Here is a 22,192-nt window from a genome sequence, read left to right on the forward strand (position 1 = left end):
CGATTATCGACTCTCAAGGTCGTGGTATCAATACCTGGGCTGATGTGATCAACCGCGCTAACTTGGGTATGGAAGTAATGCACGAGCGCAACGCTCACAACTTCCCGCTTGACTTGGCTGCTGCTGAAACTACTCCCGTAGCAATGGTTGCTCCTTCTATCAACGGCTAAGTTTTAGTCTGAGATTACAAAAAGCGCTCCTAGAAATAGGGGCGCTTTTTGTTTGGGGAAAATCCCATTTTTGTATTAGAACTTACCCATCAAGATCGAAGAAACCAATTTTTTCACCTAATAATTTAGCTCGGAGGAATAATTTTCGTAAAACCATGTTTTTGCCCACTAATTCACACCCTTCCTAATTATGTGTAACTTGAAGCGCACAAATTATTAATACTATTAGTAATGTTCGAGATTTGCGATCGCCCTTTCATGAAAAATCCAGCTTTTGAAATAACTCGGCAACCTGCAGAGTCAAGTCAGGGACAATTAAAATTAAATAAATCTCCATGCCTTTGTCTGCCCCTGCTTCACAACTTCTAAATTCTCACTTTCCTTTTACTTTTAACATTTAACTGCTTGGCAATTGAGGTATAATAATGCAAAGCAAAAATTAAATTGAACCCAAAAAATATCAAAGTTAAAACAAGGGTAAAAAAAGAAGTAAACGACAGCCTAGAAATCATCGCAAACATCGCCAAAATGATAGAGAAAAACCCAAAACCGGAAGCAAAAGAACTTAAAATCAGCAACTGCACCTTAGACATAGTTTAATTTTAAAATTATCAGTAAAATGCACTCTTGGCAGCTACAGACGAGTGCCAAATGGTACTTATTACTATATAGCGGAATTGCTCAGTTGCGCCAAGGGCATAACGGCGGCTTGCTTAAAAAGGTTGGAATTCTACTGAAAAATACAGCCCGCGCTCTTGCAAACTTCTGTCTCTCGACTTAAGATAAATCAAAGGAATTCCCCAACCCAAGCGAGCGTTCCACCTCTTGCCGTACTGCCAACGCAAGCCCAATCCCGCTGACAGCAAAGTATTTGTTTCCAAATCCACCCTAGAGCAGCTATTCCAAACATTGCCAGCCTCCACAAACGGTGTTACTTGCAAAACTCCTTGGTTGTCCCCAATTCGCAAAATCGGATAGCGCAACTCGGCAGAAGCAAAAATCCCGCTATCGGCGAGCAAAGCATCTTGACGGTAGCCCCGCACTGTATCCGGGCCGCCCAAACCAAATTGCTCCATCGGCAAAAGCTCACCTCCAGCCAACTGCAGGTCCGATCGCACCACCAGCAGCGTCTGGGGAGCCAACAACCGCAGGTACTGCAATTGACCCCGCCACGCCAAAAATTGACCGTCAGGCCCACTGCTGTTCACCGTAGCGCCAAATGCTGCCACTCCCAGACTGAACTGCGATCGCGCCGCCAAGACATCCCTCTCTCCCCTCCGAGTAAAATCCTGAAACAGCCTCAGCGCCGAAACCCGAGTTCTCCCGCGACTGTCAGCTCCCGGCGACAGCGAAAAATCCTCTCCCAGCAAAGATGTATCGCTTTCTCGCCTGCTCGCACCAATACCAAGAGCGATTTCTGTTCTCGCAGTTTGGACGATTGGCTGCCGGTAAGTCAACTCATAAGTCCGGCTCGACGACTCAATATCCAGCGCGTCAAAAGGCTGCTCAACAATATTGCTGCGACTCCTGCTTGCCTGAAAACTTACACTACCGTTGCGCGCATTCACAGGCAGCGCGTAGCTAACATCTACAGTATTGCTGCCCTCACTATTTGTATAAATCAAACTCGCACTATCTCCCAAACCCGATAAATTAGCTTCGCGGACTTCGGCCCCGCGCCGCCAACTCCCCACACTCGGAGAGCGAGAATTATCAGTAAAAATCCCAGCTTGGAAAGTTTTTGATTCTTTGACTCGGACTAATAGCACATTAAAACCCGGACGAGAACCCGCTTGCAATTCTGCTGAAATATTTTGGATTTGACCGCTTAGTTGCAGCAGTTGCAGAGCTTCTAACAAACGCTTTTCCTTCAGCGGGCCTCGCGTTGCCAGTGCCAAACGACTTCTGACATAGTTAGAATTCAGCCGCCTAGTTCCGACTACTTTGATACTTTCTAGCTTGCCTTCTAGCACTAATATTTTTACAACTCCACCTGCGAGCGTTTGTGGCTCAATCAGCGCTCCCGAAGTGATATAACCTTTGCTAAGGTACAGTTCATTGATAGCAGAACGAGCTTGCAGCAGTTCGGTAAAAGTCAGCGGGCGGCCTACAAAGTTTTTGAGTGCAGCGTCTAATTCTTGCTTGCTAAAGACGGTGCTGCCGACTACTTCAAATCGATCGACCTTGATGGTACTCGGAATGTTGGGTAATTCTTCAGGCTGTGCCGGCACTACTGGTGGCAAAAGCTGTTCTACCGGAGGTAAGGGCCCAGGGGGCGCGGGTTCTGGGAGTGGAGGTGGAGTTGGCAGCAGCGGGTTGGGAATCGAAATTTCCTGTCTGTTTTCTCCTCGGTTCGGCAATTGAGCGAGAGTTTCTCGTGACTGATTTTGGGCCGGTAGATCGAACTCCGGGATGTTGTTTTCGGGTTCTTGACTCTCTTTTTCTAATTCTGAACTTGAGTCTAAATCAGGAAGCCGATCGCGATCGTCTGCAGTTTCTGGATTAAGTTTTAATTTAAACTCTAAATTATCATTAAAAATTGGCGACCGGCCCAATGACTCGGCAGCAACCGCAGACTCGCCAACACTTTGAGCTGTTAGGGGTACGGGCCAAATAACTGGTATTGAACAAGCAAGTGCTAATGTCCTGAAAAACTTGATTCTACAAAACGCTCTGGAATGTGGCCGGGCCATGACAGGTTAAACCCTTTTAGATTAAAGAATTGAACAATTGGGAATGCTTTACAGGCTCGGGGTTGGGAGCTTTCACGCGAGTTCCATTATTTGAGAAAAATGGTGTTAAGTAGAAGGCAGGAGGCAGAGGGCTTGCTTCGGCTTCGCTCTGGACAAAAAGAAGCAAGAAGAGATAGACAGCAAGCTTTTGAGCGATCGGACTCATAGGTTTAATTAGGTGGATTTACTTAGCAATATTTGATAGTTATTTATACTGCTACGAGTAGCCAAGCCGGTGTAATTGCTAATAATAAAGTCACTTTATCATTTTTTTTTAAAGAATTAAATCCTTAATTCAATATAAAGATACTTGACAAAATGCAATATTTATGTTTTATGAACTTGCGACTGAAAAAAGCTCCGACTTCCCCAAGCTAGCGCTGTAGGTAGGCGGAGCATTCTATCAAAGCGATGTCTGAGAAATAGGTGAATTTTGATAGAAATTACTACATTTTATTGAGCTGCGATCGCAATTCTTCCAACTCAGCGTCAATCACCGGACTCGACTCGGAGGTAGTAGCCTTGGCAGTTTGATCCGCTGCGGGCAATTGACCTTGAGCCACAGAACCTCCGCTCAGTTGAGCTTTCATCTGAGCCAACTCGTCGTCAACACCGCCGCCACTTTCGAGCAAGCGGAACTGTTCCTCTAAATTGCTGCCACCGGCCGCGAGTTCTGCTGATGCTCCGGCGCGAGCTTCTATCTGCAAAACTTTTTCTTCCATGCGATCGAAAGCTGCCATTGAACTGCCAGTATTCAGGGTGCCAATGGTGTTGTTAAGCTGTTCCTGGGCCTTAGCTGCGGATATTCTGGCCTTGAGCATATCCTTCTTAGTTTTGGCTTCGGAAATCTTGCTTTCCAAACCGATCAAGTTACGCTTGAGGCTTTCTACTTGACCCGATTGCTGTTCCAAACTACTTTTCAGGGTAGCCGCCGTTTCTGCGTGAGATTTTTTACGCACTAGGGCTTCGCGGGCCAAAGTTTCGTCTCCTTTTTGCAGGGCTAGCTGAGCGCGTTGCTGCCACTGGTTAGACTGGGATTCAGCTTGATTGTACTGAGTCTGGGTACGCTTTTGGGTTGCGATCGCGCTGGCAACGGCTTGACGCAACTGCACCAAGTCTTCCTGCATATCCGTCACGGACTGTTCTAAAATCTTTTCCGGGTCTTCAGCTTTGTTGACCATATCGTTAAGATTGGCTCTGACGACTCGGCTGATGCGGTCAAATAATCCCATAATCCTATTTTTCCTGTGAGGTGTACGAACTAGGCGGTAAGCAGGCTTGATAGCGTTAGCCCGCTTTGAGTTAAACTGATTTGGTCAGATGTTTCGCGCGATCGATCCTTTGGCAATTTTTGCAAACATATAAATACAGTTTAAAGCGATCGAGTCAGTGGTGCAGGCAAACTGATTTGATGCACCTATCTATTGAGTTTAACTTCGATCCGGGAATTCCCCAACACGCTTGTGAAGTATGTCTAACTCGGCTGGTCAACTACCCATCACCAAGCGGAGTACCTCTAGGGTGTGGGCTTGTATCTGGACTCCACCGCAATTCCGAGAATCTAGAAAGAATCTCAGCTTTGGTTTCACGGCCCGATACATCGCAAGGATGCTGACAAGCTCCCCGTACTCATCCAGTCTTGCCGGACAAGCAACGCTCTCATTGCAATATTTCGCGCACCAATCAAATCAGCGTGTAATTCATGACTACAACATTCGCATCGAAACAATAGTCCTTTGTTCGGTCTATTCGTATCCGAAGTATGTCCGCATTTAGGACAACTTTTCGACGTGTAATGAGCCGGAACTTTCGTTGCTAACGAATTATTTAAATTAGCCTTATAGTCAATATACCCATGCAATTCGGCCTAAGACCATTTAGCTTTGTTTCGATTGGCTCTGCGCTGTTTTTTGCTAGCCTTCTTCCCAGACTTAGACTTAGTTCTATCTCGGATTCCGGTCAAGTTTTCTAGTCCAATCAGGGTGTTAGGTGTTGCAATATCCTTACTGATTTGGTGGTTCACATCAGCGATAAACCGTCTTTCTCTCCCAGACAGAGCGATTAATCTTCGCTTCGCTGAACGAGTGCCTTTACGCTGAAGAGTCATCCGCGCTTTATGGTAGCGGTTAGCTTTGTGTCTAACATCTGAACCTGAGTAGAATTTAGACTTACTTTGTAAGTCTGTTTCTACTGCTAAGTAGCGCATACCCACGTCAACACCAGAGACTCTGGTTATTTTTAGCGGGTTGATTTCAGGTGTTTCTACTTCAATACTTACCATCAGGTAATATATTTTGGAGGAACGCTGGTAGACAATTTTAGCTGCTCCAATCCTTGCACCATTGGCGATTAAATCTAAATGTTTATTGTAACCCTCATACAAAACTACTATTCGACCTTGAAGAGTGATAATACTCACTCGCCTTTCGGTTTTAAAAGAGTAGTCGCGCTGATAATTTAGGGTGCAAGTTCGAGAGATATATTTGGGGGCTGTGTCTAGCCCTTTATACCTTCTCTTGGTGTAGCATGAAGCGATAGCATCGTTAGATTGTTTTACCTTAGTCCACAAGGTTTTGTAAGTTCCAGACACTTGTCTGGGTACGTTGCAAGCCATTTGGGCTCCAAGTCCAAATCTCACCCGCAATTCGTTGTAGACGGCTTTTTGTAACTTAGCACCATTGCTGGTTTTGCCTGCGTCAAAAGCGACTTGTGAAGTGTAATTCAAGCCATCTCGGTAGGCTAAAGTAGTCTGAGATACCAAAGCTTTTTGCTCGGCAGTCAGGTTGAGTTTTAGCTTGGCGGTGATGAGTTGGGACATTTTCTTCACAAACTATGGTGTTATTGTATCTCGTGAAAACTAATATTTCAACAGGAATCAAAGATTTGCTTGGCAGTCAGGCCTGGCGCGCATTCCTCCGGGCACTCAACGGAGTACAGTTAGAGGGCCCGACTCCTGCTGTCTAGTTGAGAATTTTTTGCCTTCCCAACTATTTTGCTGCTGGTTCAGGTTCAGGATGCGGGCGGCTCGCCAGAGGGCAATTTGGGTGTATTTTTGCCTGGAAGCATTTGTGCTTTCATCGCCGCTAACTCGGCATCGACATCTCCGGCACCTTCGAGGGAGAGAAACTGCTTTTCTAAATCGTTAGTTCCGAGTTCTGCGATTGCTTCGGAGCGAGCTTCTAGCTGCATGACTTTCTCTTCCATTTTTTCAAAGGCGCTCAAAGCGCTGCCGGTACTGAGATTTCCCATCATTTCTTGCAGCCTTTCTGAGGCTTTTGCCGATCGCGCTCGGGCAATATACATATCTTTTTTAGATTTTGCCTCAGAAATTTTACTTTCGAGCGATCGCATATTGTCTTTAAGTTGAGTCACCACAGCGTTTTGCTGTTCGAGACTAGCTTTCATCGCCGTTGCCGTTTCTTGATAGGTTTTTTTTCGCGTCAGAGCTTCCCGCGCCAAATTTTCCTCGCCTTTTTGCAAAGCTAGCTGCGCCCGCTGGTACCATTCTGCCGCTGTAGATTCTGCTTGGGAGCATTGGCGTTCGGTACGTTTTTGAGCAGCAATCGCTCCTGCTACAGCTTGTCTGAGCTGGATTAAATCTTCCTGCATATCCATTACAGCTTGTTCCAGAATTTTTTCTGGATCTTCAGCAGCCCCTATCAAACTGTTAATGTTGGCTCGAATCACTCGCCAAAGGCGATCGAATAATCCCATGAGCTCCGTCTCCCGATTTTATTAAATTTTAGATTTAGGGGATGGGGATTGACAATTAAAAAAACAATTTTGTGTTAGACAAAACATCGATCGCTGTCGGGCTTTGTCTAACAATTTAGTTGAATTTTTTTACTTTTTGCCTAGTTTACGGCTGATAGTATTGCGCCTTCACCCCTTTGGCTTGGAGTTCTTTTACCAAACGTTCTGCTGATGCCGCATCATTCAAAGCCCCCATTTGGATCTTGACACCCTTTGAGAAATTCCGCACGTAGGCATCGGGAACTGCGGTTCTGGCTTGCTGGAGAGATTTTGGGTTGGTGTAATCGGTGACAACATAATAGAATCCGTCGGCTGCCCGTCTCGGAGTTCCGGCGGGGGCGGAGGCCTGTGGGGCGGAGGCCTGCGGGACTGCAGTCGGTGTGGGAGGCAGTTTTGGCAGTGTCGGGACTGGTTCGGCCGCGCTGGGGCTGGGACTGGGCAGCAAAGCTGTGCTGAGATTGTTTAGTCCTTGTTGGGCACCTCTAGGAGGGTTGCCATCTTCTGTAGGAATTGGGACAGCGCCGACGGGGGCTGGAGGTGCTGGTGGAGTTGGCGGGATCGATGCTTTTGGCGATGGGGAAGCAATCGGGCTGGCTGTGGGCTTGACATTGCTGAGAGTGCTCAAATCTAGATCGACAAATTCCTTGGATACCAGATTTGGAGCTTTCGGCAGTTCTTTGGCGCTGCTATTTGAGGGGGCGCTAGCGGTGGGATTTTGGTTTGTTCCGGGCGCGGAGCGATCGAGCAAACGGTTCAAACCAGTCATTTTAACAACACTTGACGGGTGCATGACTGCGTAGCCCAAAGCTGTGCAAGACAGCAGAAACAGCAGCATCGAACTCAGTCCCAAGGGAGTTAACAGACTAGCGGCCAAACTGCGTTCTGCAGGCTCGGTTTTTGCTTCGTCCAAACTTTCTATCAGTTTTTCGCTGGATTCGAGATAGTTTTGGGGTGCAAAGCCACTGCTAGATAATTTCGTGCCACCTCTGGTAGTTGCTAGCGGGGCATCGCCCTGAACGCCCGCCAGGGATAGGGGTAGCGATAGCGGCTGCTGAGTTTCCTCGGCAGCTTCCAGCCGTAGGTTTTGGGTATTCTGTTGCTCGGTTGTGGCTGTTTGCTTGCCGGTACGAACTGATGGCGACACCCACTGTTCGGCGCGCCGCCTGTGCCTTCTGTATGTTGTCAGTTCTGCTTCTAGATTTACATCCAAACATCCCAGGGCTGCTTGCAAGGCAGGCTGGATTGGGGTTGATGAGGATTGATTTGGGGATTCAACCGAAGAACGCTTACTCATTAGCAAAACTCCTATCGTGTCTGAATTGATTTTAATGTTTTGAGAATCAAAAAATAAACAAGCAGCTTTAAAACTTGCCTATTCTAGAATTAGTGGCTTTTGCCGTCAAGGTAACTGCTGCCCGATCGCCTGATTGCGATCGCCCTTTGCTATTTTTTCATTTTTATTTATATTCAAACTTCAATTGCTGTATCCCAGAGGCTGCTTACCCTAATCTGCGCCGCTTTTTGTGTTCACGATCACAGTTTCTTTGTAACATCTCATACTTGTTTTACACTTGCGGTTTTTCTTGATCCCTGACCCTTTATAAACTTTTAACCTGTATTTTTACCTACCCACTGAGTAAGAACTGAGCTAATTGTTTCTACATATAACGCAATTATAAATAAATTATAAAATTTAATTATGTATCGGGGATCGCTATAACCTATACAGCATAAAGGCTGGAATGCTCTAAAACCTCCTAGCTCTACAGAGGAGAATTATAGATGAAACTGATTTGTCTAAACACTTTTATGAAAACACCATTAACTTCCGCTTGCCGTCACTGCCACCACTACACTCCTGAAGGAAGACGCGGGGGGGTTTGCGCTTTGCTGAGCGTGCCGGTGCAAAGTCAGTGGAAAGCTTGTACTTTAGCGGTTCCGTCTTTTGGAGAACCTTGGGAAAATATAGCAGAAATTGGAATGTGGCAAGAACAGACTGTGACTGTGCAAGAGGCTGTTACTGTTTCTGAGCGCAATGCCTGCCAGTTGACAGGCACAACTTTAATCGAGCAATCAGCAGCACTGTCGGTTTAGTCGGACTGCAGCAGGAATCATATCATTTTGGATAGGAGCATTGGGCATTTCCGATTCTGGAATTACTGATGGCGATCGCGGTCTGGATTTAACAAAGCAGTTTCATTTTTTTGGTGCTAGTAATATCAATACTTACACTTTTGGACGATCGCCTCAATTCGACTTTTGCAACTCACAGAAATCAATAGCATCTGTAACTGGAATGAGGGAATCAAAAAACTCATTTGTCGATCGAGCTATGGCAGCCACGGATATTGACTAAAATCCGGTTCCCGTTTGTCCAAAAATGCTTGTTTGCCTTCCGCGCCTTCCTGGGTCATATAGTACAGCAAAGTGGCGTTGCCAGCCAGCTCTTGGAGACCGGCTTGACCGTCGCAGTCGGCATTAAAAGCGGATTTTAAACAGCGAATCGCGATCGGACTTTTTTCGAGAATTTCCTCAGCCCACTGCATCCCTTCGAGTTCGAGTTGTTCCACGGGTACGACACAGTTGACTAAACCCATTTCTAGGGCTTGCTGCGCGCTGTACTGGCGACACAAAAACCAAATTTCTCGGGCTTTTTTCTGGCCGACTACTCTGGCGAGATAGCTGGCACCGAATCCACCGTCGAAACTACCTACTTTTGGGCCTGTTTGTCCGAAAATGGCATTGTCTGCTGCGATCGTCAAGTCGCAGATTAAGTGTAAAACATGACCGCCGCCGATCGCGTATCCGGCAACTAAAGCAATCACAACTTTGGGTATCGATCGAATCAACTTCTGCAAGTCGAGCACGTTCAGCCGAGGTATGCCACCTTCGTCTACATACCCCGCAGCACCGCGCACGCTTTGGTCGCCACCCGCACAAAAGGCATATTTGCCGTCAGTGTGAGGCCCCGCACCGGTAAAGAGGACAACGCCGATTTTTGTGTCTTCGCGGGCATCAGTAAAGGCATCGCACAGTTCTTGCACGGTTTTGGGACGGAAAGCGTTCCGTTTGTGAGGTCGATTGATGGTAATTTTGGCGGTGCCGCCGCTTTTGTGATAAAGAATGTCTTCGTAGGTTTTAGCAGTTTGCCATTCAATTTGCATGATCTATCGGTCGATTTTTGATTTTTGATTTTTGATTCTTCGGCTTGCTTCGGCTACGCTCAACACAAGTCGCGAGCGAACAAGTTTTAGATTTTAGATTTACTTGCTGCATTGCATTTGGAAGCATGAACAAGCGTCTAAAATTTGGGAAGCATCCGCTCAACAGCTTCGGGGCGCTATACCCGTTGATTCCCGGTCAAGTTGAGATTTGAAACGCCCGCTGGGGCGATCGCTCCAGCGATAAGTCGCTTTTAGATTTTAGAGGGCATTGGACGCATCAAGGCAAAAGAAATCGGGTTTTTTACCGTTTTGGCTGGCTGCAACCTATGTATTTGTCTGAAAAAACCCGGTTTCCGACCGCTCCAAATGAGCAAACTAATAGAAAAAGCATCAAATTCTTTTCCCGGTGTCTGATTCTTGCACGGCCAAAAAACTTTAAGGCGCTGGATTACTGACGCATTAAAAGAGTCAGCAGGTGCTTTCCTGCTTTGGCAAATACTGGATCGCGGGAGGAGAATTCGCTTGGTGCGAGTAATGCTTGAACTTCGGCAAAAGCTTCTGAGTCGAGGGTTCCTTCTTTTGTAAATAAGGTGTCTATGACTGCAATGTGTCTGGAGTCGAGGCCGAGCCGGTTGGCGATCGACTGTAGGTACATTTGCTCCCGCAGGTCGATGTGTCCGTCTACGGCTGACATTTCGTAGCCGGAACCGATGAGCAACAGCTTTTCTGATTCTGAGAAGAAAGCTGTCAGGGTTAGCAATTCCGTGGGGTTGAAGTAAACTTGCTGTTTGGAGATTCCTTTGACAAGGCGCTGAATTAGTTCTATTCGACTTGGATCGCCACTGGAAAAGGCTTTGAGAGTCTTTTGCAGCCGTTCTTCTTCTTCAATGGCGATCGTCCTGTCGATAATCATTACTCCGCGCAGGATGGAAATTAGAGCAGTCAGAAATACTACCAAGGGAGTGATATCTTGTTGGCGGAGTTTTTGCCGGCTAATCCGGGACAACAGCTCAACAACTTCAGTGCTAATCGTGGTGGTGTCCATAATTTAAAATTACCCTGGATGGGACTGTGATGTAACTTTATTTTTCGATCTTAAGTGTTTTCAACTAGGTAAGTATGCCATAATTTGCCATAAAAACTTGTTTTACTAGCGATCGCACTTATTCGCTCCGCAGCAAGTGTATAAGTAAGACAATGTTAAACGTTTTTAGTTACATAGGTATACCGTGAATTTGCAAACAGAGCAGTTGTTTATTGGTGATTTTAATTATGCTATTCACAAGGGCTGGATGACTAGGGCTGTGGAACTAGCACGAGCTGCGGGCGATGCGGGTGAAGTGCCGGTGGGTGCTGTCATGGTTGACGGTACTGGTAAGTTGATTGCCGAAGCGCAAAATCGGCGAGAGCGAGACTGCGATCCGACTGCTCACGCTGAAATCTTGGCTCTGCGGGCGGCGGGCAAAGTTTTGCAAGACTGGCATCTCAACCAATGCACGCTCTATGTGACTCTGGAGCCTTGCCCGATGTGCGCTGGTGCGATCGTACAAGCTCGGATCGGTTTGCTGGTATACGGAGCTGATGACCCGAAAACTGGCACGATTCGGACTGCTGCTAATATTCCAGATAGCGCGCCTTCGTGTCACCGCTTGGAGGTACTTGGCGGTATTATGGAGTCTGTTTGTCGGACTCAGTTGCTTTCTTGGTTTGAAGCCCGCCGGAAAATTTAACCTGTTAAATTTTTTACTTTCGATCGACAATGTTTAATCGAACTTGGCCGTATTAACTGAAATAATAAGTAATTGCCCGATCGATCTGGCTCCTGATTGCGGTCGGGTTGACCTCGGTGAAAGCCTCTAACAGATTAAGTTTTGGGGCGCTTTCCGCCGGCGAAAAGCAAAATGCCACTAGCAAAAGTGTCACCATCGAAAGATTAAAATTTTGCTAAATAACATATCCTTAAACTTGATCAGAAAACAGGGTTTAAAACCCCGTCCCTTCAGCAAGCTCAGGGCAAGCCTTTTAGGACGGCTTTTAATACTGGAAAACTTTTTCAGGCTTGACAGTATTTTCCCTAACTCTAGTACACTAGAGTATAGATACAGGTAGAATAACCGCGAGCATCGAATGGGTGAGAATCCAAAACGACGGGCTAGAAAACAATAATATCTCGTGGGTAGCGAACACCACAAAAACATAGCTAGGGTAGCCACCGCGCACTCATACCAGAAAACTCAAAAACTTAGTAGTTAGATGTACAAAGGCATACGGGAACTTGGGAAGTGATTCCTTAACGCTTGGGGAGACAAGCCCTCTGGGGCTATTCAAATTAGACTCGCAACTTCGTTCAATCGGACGGTTTTTGGGTTTAAATATTGCCGAAAGGATGGATAGTTTAAAGGTGTGTCAGTGAACCAAGAATCCCCGCGCGTTCGCGCGCCCGGAGTGTCAAATATCGATAAAGCAAGTTAACTGCTATGCGCCATAATGCCGCGATCGCCGTTGAGTCCAGTAAATCATCTCTAGTGAAGCCCATGCTTGCCAAGGTAGCACCTAATACCTCTCGCGTTTCTCCTTGGTTAACCTCCTTGCTCTACCCGCTAGGTCACTATGTTGTCCTGCCGTTTTATTTTAGCAATATTGAAATAACCGGACAGGAGCACTTGCCGAAGGACGGGCCTGTCATCTTGGCCCCTACGCATCGCTCCCGGTGGGATGCGTTGATGATGCCCTATTCAACGGGACAGAAGGTGACTGGACGCGATTTGCGGTTTATGGTAACTGCCGATGAGGTGCAAGGCTTGCAAGGTTGGTTCATCAGACATTTGGGAGGTTTTGCTGTCGATATCAAGCATCCAGCAATTAGCAGCCTGCGTTATGGCGTGGAATTGCTCCTCGACAAGCAAATGTTGGTGATTTTTCCCGAAGGTGGCATTTTTCAGGATGGTGAAGTTCACCCTCCCAAGCCTGGATTGGCTCGTTTGGCAATGCAGGCAGAGTTGAGCCAACCTGGTTTGGGGGTGAAAATTGTACCGATGAGTATCCGCTACCGCCCGCGCATTCCTCGACGGGGTGCTCGTGTCAAAATTGCGATCGGCGAGCCGCTTTCGGTGGCAGATTATGCTAAAGGCGGCAGTAGCAAAAAAGAAGCGCGATTGTTGACTGCCGATCTTGAAATGGCGCTGAAAACTCTTGATGAAAGTTGAAAGTTGGCAGTTGGCAGTTGGCAGTTGGCAGTTGACAGTTGATAGTTGGCAGTTGGCAGTTGACCGAAGGAATAAGTAATTGTGATATAATGTTTTTTGGTGCTGTAGAGAGTTGTGGCACTTATTTTGCTTGTTATTGTCTGTATTAAGGGTCAGCATTAATGGATTGTGCTTTGAACTTTAAACCCGGTCAAATTGTCAGTTTAGAATGTGGAAATGCGTGCCTGCATTCAGAGGTGATTGAAGTGGTTGAGGCACGTCAAATTTGTTGGGTGCGCCCTCTAATGTTGGTGGGATTGGTATCGGGGAAGGATTTGCCCCAAAAGTGGCCGGAAGAATACACTTTATCGGATTTGCGAGATGGTGCTGATTTGCTTTGGCCGTTGAGTTTGTTTCGGGCGGCGCTGGATACGGAGGTGATTTCGCTGTTGACTCAGTTGCAGTCTTTGGACTCCGATCGCAAGGATAGCGCGATCGCGTCTCGGCAACTTAGAGATTTTGTCGATCGAGTTTGGGCCGCTTTTCCGAGTGCTTTTCAATAGTCATTAGTCATTAGTCATTAGTCAGTAGTCATTAGTCAGTAGTCATTAGTCATTAGTTAACAGGTTTCCTTTCTATGCTCTAGGCTGGTAACAAGTAGAGAGCATAGAAAGGAAACGGCACGGCGGCCTGTCTGGCGCGGGAAACTGCGACTTTTAATAATTGCTATCAGATTGAAGATTGTAGCAAAACTTTTGAAATTGGCATTAAAATACTGCGTGAGAAAGCTCTGCCGGATCGAGATTGTTATGAATAACTTGACCGTCGCGGAACCAGACAACGCGGCGAGTTTGGCGCGCTACTTCCGGTTCGTGCGTTACCATCACCACAGTCATGCCGCTTTCATTGAATTCTGTAAAAATATCCATTACTTCTTGAGTAGTTTTTGTATCCAATGCACCAGTCGGTTCATCTGCAAGCAGCAACACCGGACGGTTAACAATAGCCCGGGCGATGGCTACCCGCTGCTGCTGTCCTCCTGATAGTTGATTCGGTCTATTTTGCAGCCGACTTTCCAAGCCTACTTTCGTTAAAGCGTCTACCCCCCGTTCGCGTCTTTCTGCTGCGGGAATGCCTGCATAAACCATCGGTAACATGACATTTTCTAAGGCTGTTAATTGAGGTAGCAGGTGAAATTGTTGGAAGACAAAACCTAATTTTAAATTGCGAATTCCGGCTAGTTCTGCTTCCGGCATTTGGGCGACATCTACGCCGTCTAGGTAGTAACTGCCGCTCGTAGGTCGATCGAGACAGCCGATAATATTCATGGCTGTAGATTTGCCGGAACCGGATGCGCCCATAATCGAGCAATATTCTCCTTGCGTTACTGTCAAGCTGACACCGTTGAGGGCGCGCACTTCCAAGTCGCCGATGCCGTAAACTTTTGTTACGTCTTGCAGGCCGACGATGACGGGTTTTGAGGTGTCTTGCAGGTGGAGGTCTGGATGGGTCTGGGTTTGTAGTTCAGGCATTTGTTTTTATGTGCGATCGACACAACTAATTACTAAGTTAACACTTCTTCTCGGTTTTGGCGGCTGGAAGGGCGATGTTTGGACGCTTATAGGACTTACGCACGGGCGGGTCAGAAACCGGGTTTTTTCACTAAAATAATTCGTTATAGCCCGCAAAAACGATAAAAACCCGGTTTCTTTGGTCTTAATGAATAAGTCCTAAATTAAACAATTTGTGGCTTAAATGCGATCGGGATCGATGTTCAATTCGCGCAGTTTTGCCGCTAAACGTTCGGCTCTTTGAGATTCTTGTTCGGCTCTTTGAGATTCCTGCTCGGCTCTTTGAGACGCCTGCTCGGCTCTTTGAGATGCCTGCTCGGCTCTTTGAGATTCGTGTTCAGCTCTTTGAACTGCTTGTTCTGCACGCTGGCGGTTTAATTCACCCTGTTCCTCCAATTCCGCATAAGAAAGAAACCTTTGTCCATCTGGTCGATAAATTTCCAACCCATCTTCGCCCAACTCAAATCGTACTCCCAATCTAGGACTGATCCAGCCCTCCATCGGCTCAATTATTTCTAAGTTTCCTTCAATTCTTTGCCAACCGCTCAAATCGTTGTTTTCTGGATCGTAAAGATAATATTCCTCGACTCCATAGCGATTGTAAAACGCAAGCTTTTTGTACATTTTTGCTTGTCTATCGTTATGAGAGCGAATCTCAAATGTGACTTGGGGAGCAATATTATCTTCTTGAAATTGCATATAGGAACGTCGCTCGCCCTTTGGTCTACCAAATATTACCATCGTATCCGGTGCTTGAGAAATGTCTGGTCTACCTTGAACTGGATACCAGAGTAAATCGGCTGCTATAAAGACGTTTGGGTCATTTTTGAACAACGATTCGCAACCTTCTTTGATTGTGACAATTAATTTATATTGAATTGTGCTATCTGCCATTGGTTGACCGTCGCTGGATGGATAAATAATTTGTTCGTTCGTGACTTGCATAGTGGTTGTCTCCGAGAACTATCCGATCTTAATTATACTATAGCCGAGTCTCAGTTAGCTGAGGCAAACTCCCGTAATGGGTAATCGGTAATGGGCCAGAAATCATCGCTAGTAGCTAACCCAATTCCCAATCCCCAATCCCCAATTCCCAATTCCCAATTCCCAATTCCCAATGACTGCTAACTGATGACTAATGACTAATGACTAATGACTAATGACTGATGACTAATGACTAATGACTAATGACTAATGACTGATGACTGATGACTAATGACTAATGACTAATGACTAATGACTAATGACTACTGACTAATGACTAATGACTAATCACTAATGACTACTGACTACTGACTGCTCTTTGAGCGTACTTCATGTTACTGAGAACCGCTATAGTTCCGATCGCCAATCAGCAATAATTTCCTCATTGGCTGCCGCCCCAAAATAGTTACATTTATATATATTTTTTGCGATTTGCTTGTGCTATACTTTAATAATGGGAGTGGTGGCAATTTTTAAATTAATGCACAGATTTCTATTATCTAATAATACCATGTCAACCGAAAAAAGTAAAGTAGTTGACCCCAAAAAAAATGAAAAATTTTTGAGATATCATGAAAAAAAGTAAAGCGCAAAAATCGTCAAATAAAGATAGGAAACTAGCGACAATTATGACATACGACTACGACTTGTTTGTGATCGGTGCGGGTTCCGGCGGATTGGCGAGTTCCAAGCGTGCGGCATCCTACGGGGCGAAGGTGGCGATCGCCGAAAACGACTTAGTAGGTGGCACCTGCGTAATTCGCGGCTGCGTCCCCAAAAAATTGATGGTTTACGCCTCTACATTTTCGCACCTTTACGAAGATGCAGTCGGCTACGGTTGGAGTCCAGTAGAAAGCAGTTTCGATTGGGAAAAACTCGTCACCAGCGTAGACACAGAAGTGCGGCGGCTGAGCAAACTGCACATCAGCTTCCTCGAAAAAGCCGGAGTGGAATTAATCTCAGGATACGCCAAATTTATCGACGCCCACACCGTCGAAGTTGGCGATAAAAAATACACCGCTGCTAAAATCTTAATTGCAGTCGGCGGCGAAGCTCACAGAGTGGACATTCCTGGTATCGAACACGCCATTACTTCCCGCGAAATCTTCTTGATCAAAGAGCAGCCGAAACGGTTGGCAATTTGGGGAGGAGGTTACATCGGCGTTGAATTTGCCTGCATTATGAACGGTTTGGGAAGTCAAGTAACTCAAATCATCCGGCGCGATTTAATTTTGAATGACTTTGATGGAGAAATTCGCACTAACGTGCAGGAAGGAATGGTTAAGCATGGGATCAATTTTGTGACTGGAAGCTCGATCGCGCAAATTGAAAAAACCCCGGAAGGCTTAAAATTAACTTTGTCGGGAGAATCGGAAGAAACCTTGACAGTTGATGCGCTTTTGTGTGCTACTGGACGATCGCCCAACTTGGAAAAATTGGGTTTGGAAAATGCGGGAGTAGAAACCGATAAAGGTGCGATCGCAGTTACCAAAGACAGCCGCACCAGTCAACCGCACATTTTTGCCGTCGGAGATTGCACCAACCGGATTAATTTAACGCCAATTGCGATCGCCGAAGGACGCGCTTTTGCCGATACTGAATTTGGCAACAATCCGAGAGCAATCAGTTACGAAAATGTGGCCTCAGCCGTATTTTCCCAGCCGGAAGCGGCTACAGTCGGCTTAAATGAAGAGCAGGCTAGAGCAAAGTTTCCCGAATCAATTAAGTGCTACACAGCCAAGTTTCGACCGATGTTTCACTCTTTGACAGGTGCAGATGAGAAGACTTTTGTCAAGTTAGTTGTTGAGACTAATACTGACAAAGTTTTGGGCGTACACATGGTGGGGAAAGACGCGGGCGAGATTATTCAAGGTATGGCGATCGCGGTTAATATGGGCGCGACAAAGAAAGATTTCGATGTGACTATTGGCATTCACCCATCGACTGCAGAAGAGTTTGTGACTCTGCGGTAAATCTTAAATCGGGACTGCCCACAAATTACTCGTATTACTCCTTACCAGGCTCTTCCTGGTAACGCCGCTCCGTCGGCTCTGCCTCCTCTTTCCCCAGCGAGGCAGAGCCTCTAGATATAGGTTCCCCGGCAGAGCCAGGGAACCAGTCAAATCAGTTAAACCCATGCGGTAGTTGGTTTTCCCTTCTTCCGACGGACTTACATCCGTTACATCCGTTAGATCCGTTACATCCGCTACAAAATCCGCTGCCGAACTTCCTTCTTCAATAATTTGAACCTTTTTCACACCTCTCCTGTCTAAACACTTCAGATAACGAACTGGTGGGGGAGACTTCACAGGTGTTAGGTGTGTCAGCCAATGTTTTAAACGATGACTGTTCCGACTCGGACTTAGTTGCTGAGTGTCTAAAGGGCGATCGTACTTGCTTTCGCTACCTTTACAAACGCTACCAACACAAAGTCAGGTCAACCCTTTACCAACTCTGCGGCCCGTCACTTCTTGACGATCTAGCACAAGAAGTATTCCTGCGAGTCTGGAAAGGATTGCCAAAACTCAAACAACAAGACAATTTTTCTACTTGGCTTTATCGAATCACTTGGAATGTGGCTTCCGACCAAAGACAAGCATTTGCTAAACAGCATTCTTTTGACTCCAAGCTCAAAAATCAAGAAACAAAGGATCGAGTTATTGTCAACAATCACACATCCGACTTGATGCAGTTACACTATCAAGATTTAGTGCAGCGCGGCCTGGATCAATTGAGCTTTGAACACCGCAGCGTTTTGGTGTTGCACGACCTAGAAGATATCCCGCAAAAAGAAGTATCCCAAATTTTGGGACTGCCCTCAGGGACTGTCAAATCTCGCGTGTTTTATGCCAGAAATGCTATGCGGCAATTTTTGCAAAAACAGGGAGTTCACGAACTATGAAGGACGGAAATAGTGACAAAAAATTAGTTAATTTTTTAAAGCAACATCGCCCAAATGTTCCGGAATCTGCCCCAGATTTTGAGCTAAAACTTTTAGCAGCAATAGATAGGAATGAGGCGACGGTAGAGTTGAATCACCTAGGAGAAGCGCGATCGATCCAGGCTACTAAAAAGTCAAAAATCCTCCGTTTTCCCAAAGGGGCTTTTCCTACTGCGATCGCTGCAAGTCTGCTAGTTTTTGGGTCAGGTTATCGCGTCCTAGTGACCGCCCAACATCAGAAGGATGAGGCGGCACACCTAGAAGCATTTCTGGTCAATAACTGGGAGGCTGTATTGAAGGAGCCTTCAGCGGACAACTTGCTGGAACGCTCGCCAACTGACTTGTTTAATTACGCTGTTACTCCTGACAGCGAACAACCAAAAAATAACTAATCTCAAAGAGGTAATTTTCATGTCTATTCGCCGCATTTCTGCCCTAGCAGTTTTAATGTTAACCCTCGGTACTACAGCCGCTGCGACAGCCGTTTCTGCCCCCGCCCAAGCAGAAACAATTGCCCAAAACCAGCCTTCCAATCGACCCGGTGGTCAGAAAGGCGGGCTGTTCGAGCAACTCAATTTAAGCGCCGATCAAAAGCAGAAAATGCAGGCTGTGCGCGATCGCTACAAAGACCAAGTTTCTCAGCGAATGCAAGCCGTCCGCCAAGCCAGACAAGAATTGGAAACAATGATGTCTAGTGCGACAACAAATGCCAGCCAAATGCGCGATAAAAACCGCCAAATCATGGGATTGAGACAGCAGTTAGAAGAAGCGCAATTTGAAAGTATGCTAGGAATGCGAGAAGTGCTCACGCCGGAACAGCGCACCCAACTATCTCAACTGATGCAGCAGCGCAGGGAAGCTGCTAAAAACCGGAGGCAAAACAGCCAAAAACCGCAGTAATATACAAGTAGTTTTGAGTCGATATTCTAGTATTTCAGGTGCGGGCTACTCAAGAATCAATTTGTAGCCTGCGCCTGAAGCACAGGAAAATCAACTGTCAGCCAGTACAACTCAGTCAAACTGCAAAAAGTAATTTGACCCGCTAGTTATATTGGCAAGGTGTGCAGTGTTTACCCTACAATCAAGTTGTAAGGTATGCACTGCACACCTTACTGATTAAAGTTACAATAATTACAGTTCGCGATCGCATTAATACCACATAAATCAGATTTTGATCGGGATTATATCATGTCCGATCGACTACCATAACAAAAACGGTTCGTAGTGCGTCCTGGTTTCCGCTCCGGGATTGCGGTAAAGTCCGCACGCGCGATCCTTACTTATTGCGGTCAATCTATCGGATATTATATTAAAGGTTTAGATGCAGTTTTTTTGGTGAAACGAAACGATTTTTAATCAAATAGTGCGTCCGGGACTAAATTAGTTAGTAAATCTCATCAAAATTTCGGAATGAATATACAGAATAATTCAACTTACATTTATTTACACGGATTTGCTTCAAGCCCAGATTCCGCTAAGGCTAAATATTTCCAAAATCGCTTTTCTTCCCTAGGGATTGATCTAAAAACTCCCGATCTCAATCAAAACGATTTTTCCCGTCTCACCCTCACCCGCCAATTAAACCAAATAGAAACAGAATTTTTGCCAACCCAATCTTCTCCATCTCCGGCAGAAAATGTAAACAATCTAGGGGGAGTTACAATCATTGGGTCAAGTTTTGGCGGCTTGACGGCGGCTTGGTTGGCCCAGCGACAATTATCGGTAAAACGAATAGTTTTGTTAGCGCCCGCTTTTCAATTTCTCTCTCACTGGCTGCCGCTGCTGGGACAGCAACAGTTAGAAAAGTGGCACTCCGAGGAGTATTTACCAGTTTATCATTATGGCGAACAGCGCAATCTGCCGCTGAATTATCAGTTTGTGGCAGAAATGGCTCAATACCCTGACGAAAAATTAATGCGGCCAGTCCCTACGTTAATTGTTCACGGGAAGCATGATACAATCATACCGATTCAAGCTAGCAGAAATTTTTCCGAGCACCGTCCCTGGGTGCAATTAATCGAATTAGAAGACGATCATTCTTTGGGAAATGTCCTAACGGAAATTTGGGAAGCGATTCAAAAGTTTTGCCAATTTCCCCATTAAACTTAGACTTCACCAAAAAATTGGTACAAGTTTCCGACACTCCCAAAGTATCGAACATACAATTTTAGACTTTTGTTCAAACTCTCAGATTTAATGGGAGAGTTAATATAAAATCTAAAATTATTCAATCTCAAATCGACTTACCAACTTGCAAGTGTCAACAATCAAATGACTGAACAAGATTCATCGACTCGCACCTTAGCCGTTGACATTGGCGGAAGCGGCATCAAAGTTATGGTTTTGAACGCTGAAGGTGAACCTCAGACGGAACGCAGCCGTTTAGAAACGCCTCAACCACCGAAACCGGAACCGGTATTAGAGGCGATCGCCTCTTTAGCAAGCGCACAAGGAGAATTTGACCGAGTATCCGTCGGTTTTCCCGGCGTGGTTTGTCGCGGAATCACCAAAACCGCAGTAAATTTAGATCCGTCTTGGGTCGATTTTGACCTAGCAACTACCCTCAAAGACCGTTTGGGAAAACCTGTGCGAGTGGCGAATGATGCCGACATTCAAGGATTGGGATCGATCGCTGGGACGGGCGTAGAATTAGTAATTACCCTCGGCACCGGTTTCGGTTCTTCCTTATTTGTCGATGGTATTTTGGTGCCAAATCTAGAGTTAGGACATCACCCGTTTCGCAAAGGGGAAACTTACGAACAGCAATTAGGGCGATCGGCATTAGATGCAGTCGGCACCAAAAGATGGAATCGCCGTCTGGAAAAAGCGCTGGTATGTCTGCAAAATCTGTTTAACTGCGATCGACTTTACATCGGTGGCGGCAATGCTAAAAAAATTGTTTTTGATTTACCGCCGCAGGTTAAAATAGTGCCAAATGTCAGCGGTTTGTTGGGCGGGATCGCTTTGTGGCGCGATTTAAATAATCATTAGTCATTAGTCATTAGTCATTAGTCATTAGTCATTAGTCATTAGTCATTGGTTATTGGTTATTGGTTATTGGTTATTGGTTATTGGTTATTGGTTATTGGTTATTGGTTATTGGTTATTGGTTACTGGCTACGAATTCCCAATCCCTCCGCTTCGCTCCGCCCAATTCTCAATCCCCAATAACAACTAACAAATAACAACTAACAGCTAACAGCTAACAGTCAACAGTCAATAGTCAACAGTCAACATTCATTAGTCATTAGTCATTATTTATTGATTTGTGATAATGAAGAATTTACCAACTAGATATTAGAGACTAATAACCCTAATAGTGTAAAACTAAATCGTAATTAGACCATCTACAATCTCAAAGCTGAAATCATACTATGCTGCCTTTTATCCGCCAAGACTTAGCCGAACTTACCGCCTACACTCCCCATCCGGGTGGCGCGTCAGGAGAATCAGCGTACTCGGAAAGTGCGATCGATCGCCTAGACACCAACGAATGCCCCTACGACTTACCAGAAGAATTAAAACAAAAGCTAGCTTGGACTTACCAGCAGTTAATTGAAACAAATCGCTATCCCGACGGAGGCCACGCAGCACTCAAACAAGAGATCGCCCAATACGTCAACGAATCCCTAAATCCCCCCCCCCTTAACCAGGGTGCTCTCCTAAATGCCCCCCCCCTTAACAAGGGGGGG

General features: G+C 45.9%; 23 protein-coding genes and 2 pseudogenes. 14 read left to right on the top strand and 11 right to left on the bottom strand.

Annotation, left to right across the window (positions count from 1 at the left end):
• Together IQ263_RS22495 and IQ263_RS22500 are read left to right on the top strand one after the other, a co-directional pair.
• Positions 1–170: pseudogene (locus IQ263_RS22495) on the top strand (photosystem II q(b) protein); the annotation flags it as partial.
• Positions 171–614: 444 nt separating this feature from the next.
• The gene (locus tag IQ263_RS22500; protein ID WP_194070405.1) at positions 615–770 is read left to right on the top strand and encodes a hypothetical protein; all 156 of its coding nucleotides are present in this window, start codon (positions 615–617) and stop codon (positions 768–770) included.
• A gap of 113 nt (positions 771–883) precedes the next feature.
• Here the strand turns inward: IQ263_RS22500 and IQ263_RS22505 are convergent, their stop codons facing one another.
• The 6 genes from IQ263_RS22505 to IQ263_RS22525 form a co-directional block, all read right to left on the bottom strand.
• On the bottom strand, positions 884–2,863 hold the full coding sequence (locus tag IQ263_RS22505) for a ShlB/FhaC/HecB family hemolysin secretion/activation protein (protein ID WP_194070406.1): 1,980 nt from the start codon (positions 2,861–2,863) through the stop codon (positions 884–886).
• Between the two features lie 485 nt (positions 2,864–3,348).
• Positions 3,349–4,134, bottom strand: coding sequence for a PspA/IM30 family protein (locus IQ263_RS22510; protein WP_194010977.1), 786 nt, complete (start codon positions 4,132–4,134; stop codon positions 3,349–3,351).
• Between the two features lie 353 nt (positions 4,135–4,487).
• Complete coding sequence (locus IQ263_RS28840; RefSeq protein ID WP_228050276.1) at positions 4,488–4,763, bottom strand: zinc ribbon domain-containing protein; 276 nt, start codon at positions 4,761–4,763, stop codon at positions 4,488–4,490.
• A 6-nt stretch (positions 4,764–4,769) separates the two neighbouring features.
• Positions 4,770–5,720: a transposase gene (locus IQ263_RS22515; protein ID WP_228050277.1), complete on the bottom strand. Its 951-nt coding sequence runs from the start codon at positions 5,718–5,720 to the stop codon at positions 4,770–4,772.
• Positions 5,721–5,911: 191 nt separating this feature from the next.
• Positions 5,912–6,616, bottom strand: a complete 705-nt coding sequence (locus IQ263_RS22520) for a PspA/IM30 family protein (protein ID WP_194010978.1) — start codon at positions 6,614–6,616, stop codon at positions 5,912–5,914.
• A 145-nt stretch (positions 6,617–6,761) separates the two neighbouring features.
• On the bottom strand, positions 6,762–7,949 hold the full coding sequence (locus IQ263_RS22525; protein WP_194070407.1) for an SPOR domain-containing protein: 1,188 nt from the start codon (positions 7,947–7,949) through the stop codon (positions 6,762–6,764).
• Between the two features lie 488 nt (positions 7,950–8,437).
• Between IQ263_RS22525 and IQ263_RS22530 the strand changes: the two genes are divergently transcribed.
• Both IQ263_RS22530 and IQ263_RS22535 read left to right on the top strand, forming a co-directional pair.
• Positions 8,438–8,749 (top strand): hypothetical protein, encoded by a 312-nt coding sequence (locus tag IQ263_RS22530; protein ID WP_194070408.1) that lies wholly within the window; start codon positions 8,438–8,440, stop codon positions 8,747–8,749.
• A 40-nt stretch (positions 8,750–8,789) separates the two neighbouring features.
• Positions 8,790–9,011, top strand: coding sequence for a hypothetical protein (locus tag IQ263_RS22535; protein WP_194070409.1), 222 nt, complete (start codon positions 8,790–8,792; stop codon positions 9,009–9,011).
• Here IQ263_RS22535 and menB read toward each other — a convergent pair.
• Positions 8,986–9,819 (bottom strand): 1,4-dihydroxy-2-naphthoyl-CoA synthase, encoded by an 834-nt coding sequence (gene menB, locus IQ263_RS22540; RefSeq protein ID WP_194070410.1) that lies wholly within the window; start codon positions 9,817–9,819, stop codon positions 8,986–8,988. The two genes, IQ263_RS22535 and menB, sit on opposite strands and share 26 nt — an antisense overlap.
• A 448-nt stretch (positions 9,820–10,267) precedes the next feature.
• Positions 10,268–10,864 carry a TerB family tellurite resistance protein gene (locus IQ263_RS22545; RefSeq protein ID WP_194070411.1) on the bottom strand — a complete coding sequence of 199 codons (597 nt, stop codon included), beginning with the start codon at positions 10,862–10,864 and terminating at the stop codon, positions 10,268–10,270.
• Positions 10,865–11,111: 247 nt separating this feature from the next.
• Here IQ263_RS22545 and IQ263_RS22550 point away from each other — a divergent pair, with 247 nt between their 5' ends.
• From IQ263_RS22550 to IQ263_RS22560, 3 genes are all read left to right on the top strand, one after another.
• The gene (locus tag IQ263_RS22550) at positions 11,112–11,549 is read left to right on the top strand and encodes a nucleoside deaminase (protein ID WP_228050279.1); all 438 of its coding nucleotides are present in this window, start codon (positions 11,112–11,114) and stop codon (positions 11,547–11,549) included.
• A 747-nt stretch (positions 11,550–12,296) separates the two neighbouring features.
• Positions 12,297–13,025 carry a lysophospholipid acyltransferase family protein gene (locus IQ263_RS22555; protein WP_194070413.1) on the top strand — a complete coding sequence of 243 codons (729 nt, stop codon included), beginning with the start codon at positions 12,297–12,299 and terminating at the stop codon, positions 13,023–13,025.
• A 161-nt stretch (positions 13,026–13,186) separates the two neighbouring features.
• A complete protein-coding gene (locus IQ263_RS22560) occupies positions 13,187–13,567 on the top strand; it encodes a hypothetical protein (RefSeq protein WP_194010985.1) in 381 nt (126 codons plus the stop codon).
• A 204-nt stretch (positions 13,568–13,771) separates the two neighbouring features.
• Here the strand turns inward: IQ263_RS22560 and IQ263_RS22565 are convergent, their stop codons facing one another.
• Both IQ263_RS22565 and IQ263_RS22570 read right to left on the bottom strand, forming a co-directional pair.
• On the bottom strand, positions 13,772–14,536 hold the full coding sequence (locus IQ263_RS22565; protein WP_228050278.1) for an ABC transporter ATP-binding protein: 765 nt from the start codon (positions 14,534–14,536) through the stop codon (positions 13,772–13,774).
• 219 nt (positions 14,537–14,755) lie between these two features.
• Entirely contained in the window at positions 14,756–15,520 is a 765-nt protein-coding gene (locus IQ263_RS22570) for a Uma2 family endonuclease (protein WP_194070414.1), read from the bottom strand.
• A 668-nt stretch (positions 15,521–16,188) separates the two neighbouring features.
• On the opposite strand from IQ263_RS22570, the gene gor reads away from it, so the two are divergent.
• Complete coding sequence (gor, locus tag IQ263_RS22575) at positions 16,189–17,532, top strand: glutathione-disulfide reductase (protein WP_194070421.1); 1,344 nt, start codon at positions 16,189–16,191, stop codon at positions 17,530–17,532.
• A 3-nt stretch (positions 17,533–17,535) separates the two neighbouring features.
• Here gor and IQ263_RS22580 read toward each other — a convergent pair whose 3' ends face one another.
• Positions 17,536–17,817: a hypothetical protein gene (locus tag IQ263_RS22580; RefSeq protein ID WP_194070415.1), complete on the bottom strand. Its 282-nt coding sequence runs from the start codon at positions 17,815–17,817 to the stop codon at positions 17,536–17,538.
• Between the two features lie 53 nt (positions 17,818–17,870).
• On the opposite strand from IQ263_RS22580, the gene IQ263_RS22585 reads away from it, so the two are divergent.
• The 6 genes and pseudogenes from IQ263_RS22585 to IQ263_RS22610 form a co-directional block, all read left to right on the top strand.
• A complete protein-coding gene (locus IQ263_RS22585) occupies positions 17,871–18,461 on the top strand; it encodes a sigma-70 family RNA polymerase sigma factor (RefSeq protein WP_194070422.1) in 591 nt (196 codons plus the stop codon).
• Positions 18,458–18,892 carry a hypothetical protein gene (locus IQ263_RS22590; RefSeq protein WP_194070416.1) on the top strand — a complete coding sequence of 145 codons (435 nt, stop codon included), beginning with the start codon at positions 18,458–18,460 and terminating at the stop codon, positions 18,890–18,892. Before IQ263_RS22585 ends, IQ263_RS22590 begins: the two co-directional genes overlap by 4 nt.
• 19 nt (positions 18,893–18,911) lie before the next feature.
• The gene (locus IQ263_RS22595) at positions 18,912–19,400 is read left to right on the top strand and encodes a Spy/CpxP family protein refolding chaperone (protein ID WP_194070417.1); all 489 of its coding nucleotides are present in this window, start codon (positions 18,912–18,914) and stop codon (positions 19,398–19,400) included.
• A gap of 510 nt (positions 19,401–19,910) precedes the next feature.
• The gene (locus tag IQ263_RS22600) at positions 19,911–20,603 is read left to right on the top strand and encodes a YqiA/YcfP family alpha/beta fold hydrolase (RefSeq protein ID WP_194070418.1); all 693 of its coding nucleotides are present in this window, start codon (positions 19,911–19,913) and stop codon (positions 20,601–20,603) included.
• 168 nt (positions 20,604–20,771) lie between these two features.
• A complete protein-coding gene (locus IQ263_RS22605) occupies positions 20,772–21,491 on the top strand; it encodes an ROK family protein (protein ID WP_194070419.1) in 720 nt (239 codons plus the stop codon).
• A 383-nt stretch (positions 21,492–21,874) separates the two neighbouring features.
• Positions 21,875–22,192, top strand: a pseudogene (locus IQ263_RS22610) (histidinol-phosphate transaminase); the annotation flags it as partial.

The organism is Tychonema sp. LEGE 06208, from assembly GCF_015207505.1.
GTDB lineage: Bacteria > Cyanobacteriota > Cyanobacteriia > Cyanobacteriales > Microcoleaceae > Microcoleus.